7 protein-coding genes are annotated in these 5,912 nt (G+C 67.8%); 5 read left to right on the forward strand and 2 right to left on the reverse strand.

Features of this window, described 5'->3' with window-relative positions:
* Nucleotides 1-524 precede the first annotated feature (524 nt).
* Nucleotides 525-1,031 carry an inorganic diphosphatase gene (locus UK23_RS12060; protein WP_045311547.1) on the forward strand — a complete coding sequence of 169 codons (507 nt, stop codon included), beginning with the start codon at nucleotides 525-527 and terminating at the stop codon, nucleotides 1,029-1,031.
* Nucleotides 1,032-1,085: 54 nt separating this feature from the next.
* Here UK23_RS12060 and UK23_RS12065 read toward each other — a convergent pair whose 3' ends face one another.
* Nucleotides 1,086-2,729, reverse strand: a complete 1,644-nt coding sequence (locus UK23_RS12065) for an MDR family MFS transporter (RefSeq protein ID WP_045311548.1) — start codon at nucleotides 2,727-2,729, stop codon at nucleotides 1,086-1,088.
* 2 nt (nucleotides 2,730-2,731) lie between these two features.
* Entirely contained in the window at nucleotides 2,732-3,226 is a 495-nt protein-coding gene (locus tag UK23_RS12070) for a MarR family winged helix-turn-helix transcriptional regulator (RefSeq protein WP_231114469.1), read from the reverse strand.
* Between the two features lie 196 nt (nucleotides 3,227-3,422).
* Between UK23_RS12070 and UK23_RS12075 the strand changes: the two genes are divergently transcribed.
* The 4 genes from UK23_RS12075 to UK23_RS12090 form a co-directional block, all read left to right on the forward strand.
* Nucleotides 3,423-3,875: a DUF4442 domain-containing protein gene (locus UK23_RS12075; protein ID WP_045311550.1), complete on the forward strand. Its 453-nt coding sequence runs from the start codon at nucleotides 3,423-3,425 to the stop codon at nucleotides 3,873-3,875.
* Nucleotides 3,876-3,975: 100 nt separating this feature from the next.
* A complete protein-coding gene (locus UK23_RS12080; RefSeq protein WP_052684592.1) occupies nucleotides 3,976-4,671 on the forward strand; it encodes a thermonuclease family protein in 696 nt (231 codons plus the stop codon).
* Between the two features lie 22 nt (nucleotides 4,672-4,693).
* A complete protein-coding gene (locus tag UK23_RS12085; RefSeq protein WP_045311551.1) occupies nucleotides 4,694-5,425 on the forward strand; it encodes an alpha/beta fold hydrolase in 732 nt (243 codons plus the stop codon).
* The coding region (locus UK23_RS12090) for an LLM class flavin-dependent oxidoreductase (RefSeq protein ID WP_045311552.1) at nucleotides 5,422-5,912 on the forward strand (491 nt) is incomplete at its 3' end. The genes UK23_RS12085 and UK23_RS12090, both read left to right, overlap by 4 nt.

Consider the following 5,912-nt stretch of genomic DNA (forward strand, 5'->3'; position numbering starts at 1 on the left):
GCTCGTGAAGGCTCTGCTCGTGAAGGCTCTGCTCGTGAACTCTCCGCGCGCGAAGGCTCGGCGGGTTGGCCACCGTCCGGCCCAACCTGCCCGTGAGACTTCCCACCCGAAGATCCAGACTTCTCAGCCGAAGATCCACCGGCAGAACCGGGAGCGCCGCCGGAACCGTTCAAAGGCATACCCGCGCCACCAGCCGCGGGACCAGCGACGTTCGGGACGGAACGAACCGGGGACGAGCGCGGAGGCTCCGGTGTGGACGGTGGCGTCAGCACCGCCGCGACGGGGAACCGCATGGTCGGCTGATCCACTGACGGGCGCTTGACCTGCACCGTTGGCTCGGCGAGCGGCTCGTCCAGGTCCGCGTCGTCATCGTCGGTCGGCCACTGGGGCTCGTCCGGCAAGAGGGCCTCCGTCAGCTCGGTACGGGCAATCTCACACCCTCCAGCCGCCGCTCCGATGAGGGTTGACAGGGCGTCGTGGTCCACACTAGTGGCGTCACGAATGGGCTACATGAGCGAGGACCAGTGGAGTTCGACGTCCTGATCGAGATCCCCAAGGGCGTGCGCAACAAGTACGAGGTGGACCACAAGAGTGGCCGCATTCGCCTCGACCGCACGTTGTTCACGTCGACGCAGTACCCGGCCGACTACGGGTTCATCGAGAACACCCTGGGTGAGGACGGCGACCCGCTGGACGCCCTCGTCCTCGTCCAGGAGCCGACGTTCCCCGGCTGCCTGATCGCCGCTCGTGCGATCGGCATGTTCCGCATGACGGACGAGAAGGGTGGCGACGACAAGGTTCTCTGCGTCCCCGCCCACGACCCCAGGCACGAGCACCTGCGGGACATCCACCACCTGGCGGAGTTCGACCGCCTGGAGATCCAGCACTTCTTCGAGGTCTACAAGGACCTGGAGCCCGGCAAGAGCGTCGAGGGCGCGTCCTGGGTGGGTCGCACCGAGGCCGAGGCCGAGATCGAGCGCTCCTACCAGCGCCTGAAGGACGCCGAGGCACGCGGCGAGTCCTTCCACTGAGCGCACGCGAAAGGGCCGTCCCCCGCGAGGAGGACGGCCCTTTTTGTTTGCCCGCTAGTGAATCGCCACGGCCTCGGCGTCCGCGACCCGCTCCAGACCCGACCTGGTCGACAGCGGCTTCTCGCGCAGGAACCACACGAGGACGAACGCCGCGATCATCACGATCCCGCCGGTCATGAAGACCGTGTCGATCGCGCTGGAGAACCCGTCGAGGAACGGCCTGGCCAGCACCGGGTCGAGGTGGTTGAGGAACTCCACGTTGTTGATGTCCGGAGTGGACCCACCACCGGCCTGAAGCGACTTGGCGAACTCGGGGTTGTGGCTCAGCGCGACCTTGAACGCCTCGGTCTGCATCGCCGCCTTCAACCCCTCGGCGATCTTGTCGCCGACCGTGCTGAACAGGATCGACAGGAACACCGCGGTGCCGACGGTGCCACCGATCTGGCGGAAGAACGTCGCCGAAGCGGTCGCCACGCCCATGTCACGGGGCTCGGCGTCGTTCTGGATCGCCAGCAGCAGCGTCTGCATGCACTGGCCGAGGCCGGCGCCCATGACGAACATGTAGATCATGACCTGCCAGTTCGGCGTGGTCGTGCCGATGGTGCTGAGCAGGATCAACGCGACCGACATCAGACCGGCACCGATGATCGGGAAGATCTTGTAGCGCCCGGTCTTCGACGTCACCCGGCCCGCGATCGCCGTGGCGGACATGATGCCGAACGTCATCGGCAGCAGCATCAGGCCGGAGACCGTCGGGGTCACGCCCTTCACGATCTGCAGGTACAGCGGGATGGAGACCATGCCGCCGAACATGCCGATGCCGAGCACGAAGTTGATCGTGTTGCCCAGCGCGAACGTGTGGTTGCGGAACATCCGCATCGGCAGCAGCGCCTCGTCACCGGCGCGGAACTCGGCCCAGACGAACGCGATCAGGCCGATCACGCCGGTCACGTACATGGCGATCGACGTACCGGACGCCCAGCCCCACTCGCGGCCCTGTTCGGCCACGATCAGCAGCGGCACCAGGCCGACGGTCAGCGTCAGCGCGCCGAGGTAGTCGACGCGGTGGTCCACCCGCTGGTGCGGGATGTTCAGCACGCGGCCGACGACGAACAGCGCGAGCAGCGCGATCGGCACGTTGACCAGGAACACCCAGCGCCATCCGGTGACACCGGCGAACGAGGTCAGGCCCGCGAACACACCGCCGATGACCGGCCCGAGCACGCTGGCCGAACCGAACACGGCCATGAAGTACGCCGAGTACTTGCTGCGCTCACGCGGCGAGATGATGTCCGCCATGATCGCGAACGCCAGCGACATCAGACCGCCGGCGCCGAGACCCTGCACCGCGCGGAACGCGGCCAGCTCGTACATCGACGTCGCGATGCCCGAGAGCAGCGAACCCGCGAGGAACAGCGAGATCGCGGCGAGGTACATCGGCTTGCGCCCGTAGATGTCCGACAGCTTGCCGTACAACGGGGTGGTGATGGTCGCCGTGATCAGGTAGGCGGTGGTCGCCCACGCCTGGAGCGTCTGGCCGTGCAACTGGTCGGCGATGGTCTTCATCGCGCTGGCGACGATCATCTGGTCCAGCGCGGCGAGGAACATGCCCAGCAGCAGGCCGGACAGCACCGTCATGATCTGGCGGTGGGTCAGGGAGACGCCCGGTGTGGGTGTCGCCTCGGTTGTTGATGACATCTCTACTTTTCCCCTCCTGCGCGGGTCCCCGTCCCGCGTTCGGTCATAAGCGCCGGAATCGTGCGCTCGTAGTCCTGGACAAAGCGTTCGAACAGGTCCGCGAAACCCTTGAAGTCCTCGTCGGGCCAGTCCGCGAACACCTGCTCGATCGCGTTGTTGCGCTGCCGGCGTCGCTCGATGAGCAACTGGCGCCCCGCTTCGGTGACCGCCAGCACGCTGGCCCGGCCGTCTGCCGGATCAGCGCGCCGCTCCACAAGTCCGTCCTTCACCAGCCCGGCGACCTGCCTGCTGACCGTGGACGGGTCGGACAGAACAGCCTCCGCCAAACCGCTCGAACGGCACTCACCGAGTCCGGAGAGCGTCGCGAGCAGCACGAAGGCGGACTTGTCCATGCCCTGCTTGGCCATCTGATGAGCGACCTGGGCGTGCATCTTGTTCAGCCGCACCATGGCCATGCCCACCCGATCCGCGAGCTCGTGCTCGGGATCGATGGCCATGCACCTGCCCGGATCGACCATCTGCCACCTCGTTGCTTGTATCACCCAACTAGTTGCTCGGTACAAGCATCCATCCCGGTCCGCCGGATTGCAAGTGAGTTTCAGGTCTCACTCCACAGTGGAGCGGCGCAGCAGCGCAGAGTGCTGGTTACCGGCGGGTAGCAGAGCTGGTTACTCGCCGGTAGCATCCGGTCTCATGAGCCAAGATGTGTCGATCCTCGCCGACGCCATGAAGCAGGCCGTGCCGTACGTGAAGACCACCGGCATCGAGTTCGAGGAGGTCTCGCCCACCCGCATCGTCGCTTCGCTGCCGGACAACCCGTCACTGCACAACCACATCGGCGGGCCGCACGCCGCGATGATGTTCGGTCTGGGCGAGTCCACGTCCGGCGCCGTCGTCATGGCCGCGTTCGCCGCACACCTGGGCAAGGCCACGCCACTCGCCGTCCGCGCGGAGATCTCCTACAAGAAGATCGCAATGGGTGTCGTGCGCGCCGAAGCCGTTCTCGGCCGTCCCGCCGACGAGGTCCTCGCCGAACTGGAGGCGGGTACGCGTCCCGAATTCCCGGTGAATATCATGATCACCGACGCCGACGGCGTGACCACCTGCGAGATGACCGTCGTCTGGACTTTGAAGCCCGCACGCTGAACTGGGCATCTCCGTATTTCAGTTCGGACTACCGGTGAACCGATCCGCGCCAAATACGTAACCTTGGCCGTTCCCCGAACGCAGAGCACTATTCGGATTCATGTCGGGGTGGAGAACTCTGGGCGGCGGAGTCCTGCTGGTCGCGCTCACCGCTGGGTGCAGCGCGCAGGCGCAGTCGACGCCCGTGGCCGTCGAGAAACCAGCAGGGGACGTGCCCGTCACGACGACGGCGTCGGTGCCGCCGGCGATGCTGGGCATCACCGTGGCGTCGATCGTGGACGGCCGTTCCGTGATGCTGTCCGACGGCTCGAAGGCCGAGGTCAGCGGGCTCGCCCAGCCCGGGCCGTGCTGGGCGGAGGCGGCCACCGGCTTCGCCAAGAGCATGCTGCTGAACCAGCAGGTGCGCTACGACCGGACCACCGGCACGCTCAGCCTCGCGGACGGCACGGACTTCGCGTTGCTCGCGCTCGGCAACGGCGCCGGACGGATCACGGGCAATGCGACCGCGGCGCAGCGAGAAGCGGAAGGGGCGGCGCAGCGGGTCCCGATCGGACTGTGGGGATCGCCGTGCGGTGGCAAGGACATCACCGAGACGCCCGCGCCTCCTCCACCGCCACCCCCGCCTCCCGCTCCCAAGCCGACCACGACGACCCCCAAGCCCAAGCCGGTGTTCTTCGCGACGTGCGACGACGCGTGGCGGGCCGGTGCGGCACCCCTCTTCTGGGGACAGCCTGGCTACCGCGTCGAACTGGACGCGAACCGGAACGGAATCGCCTGCGAGCCCTCGCGCCGCTGATCGCCGGCCCTACGCTCGGACCATGCGACTGCACGTCCACCAGTGGGGTCATGGTCCGCGCGTGGTGCTCGTGCACGGCGGAGTGCTCGGCGGCCGGGAGACCTGGCGCGCTCAGCGACCGCTGACCGAACGGTGGACGCTGGTCGCTCCCGACCGTCCCGGCCACGGGCAGTCGCCACCCGCGCGGCAGGACTTCGAGCCGGAAGCCGCGCTGATCGCCGACCAGCTGCTCGACGAACCGAGCCACCTCGTCGGGCTCTCGTACGGCGGGATCGTCTCGATGTACGCAGCCGCCCTGCGACCGGAGAACGTGCGGTCGTTGACGATCCTCGAACCTCCGGCGGCCGGTGTGGCGCGCGGAGTTCCGGTCGTGGACGCGTTCGGGGCCGCCACGCGCGGGTTGATCGAGTCCGATCTGGACCCAGTGGAGGCGCTGCGGCGCTTCTTCCCCATCGCGGGCGTGCCGATCGAGGTCCCCGACCAGCCGCACGAGACGCTGGTCAAGGGCATGCGCCAACTCCTGGACGCGCGGCCTCCGGATGAAGCCGAGCCGCCGCTGGCCGCGTTGCGCTCCGCCGGGTTCCCGATCCTCGTGGTCTCCGGTGGCCACAGCGAGGCGAACGAGATCATCTGCGACACCATCGCGCGCGAGACGGGCGGCCAACGGGCCGTGTGCCGCGGGCGCGACCATCTGGTGCCGGAAGCTCCTGAGTTCAACGCGCTGCTGGAGAGTTTTCTAACCTCATCGGCATGAAGCTGGACAGGAGTGCCGTCGACTACCACCCCGGCAACGCCGGGGCCATCGCGAAGCGGGCGGAGGACCGGGGCTACGACGGGTTCTGGCTCGCCGAGACCAAGCACGACCCGTTCCTGGCGCTGAGCGGAGCCGCCGCGGCGACCGAGCGGATCGAGCTCGGCACGGCGATCGCGGTGGCGTTCGCACGCAACCCGATGACCGTCGCGACCACGGCGAACGACCTGCAGCTGCTGTCCGGGGGCCGGTTCAACCTCGGCCTCGGCTCGCAGATCGAAGCCCACATCACCAAGCGGTTCTCCATGCCGTGGAGCAAGCCGGCGGCCCGCATGCGCGAGTTCGTGCTGGCGATCAAGGCGATCTGGCACGCGTGGGAGACCGGCGAGCGGCTGGCGTTCCGCGGCGAGTTCTACAAGCACACGCTGATGACGCCGTTCTTCGATCCCGGCCCGAACCCGCACGGCACCGCGCCGATCTACCTCGCGGG

Origin of the sequence: Lentzea aerocolonigenes, assembly GCF_000955955.1 — a bacterium.
GTDB lineage: Bacteria > Actinomycetota > Actinomycetes > Mycobacteriales > Pseudonocardiaceae > Lentzea > Lentzea aerocolonigenes_A.

Excerpts from the sequence above, each read along its gene's own strand:
- UK23_RS12065 (WP_045311548.1), bottom strand. The coding sequence starts at position 2,729 with ATGTCATCAACAACCGAGGCGACACCCACACCGGGCGTCTCCCTGACC.
- UK23_RS12070 (WP_231114469.1), bottom strand. The coding sequence starts at position 3,226 with ATGGCCATCGATCCCGAGCACGAGCTCGCGGATCGGGTGGGCATGGCC.
- UK23_RS12075 (WP_045311550.1), top strand. The coding sequence starts at position 3,423 with ATGAGCCAAGATGTGTCGATCCTCGCCGACGCCATGAAGCAGGCCGTG.
- UK23_RS12080 (WP_052684592.1), top strand. The coding sequence starts at position 3,976 with ATGTCGGGGTGGAGAACTCTGGGCGGCGGAGTCCTGCTGGTCGCGCTC.
- UK23_RS12085 (WP_045311551.1), top strand. The coding sequence starts at position 4,694 with ATGCGACTGCACGTCCACCAGTGGGGTCATGGTCCGCGCGTGGTGCTC.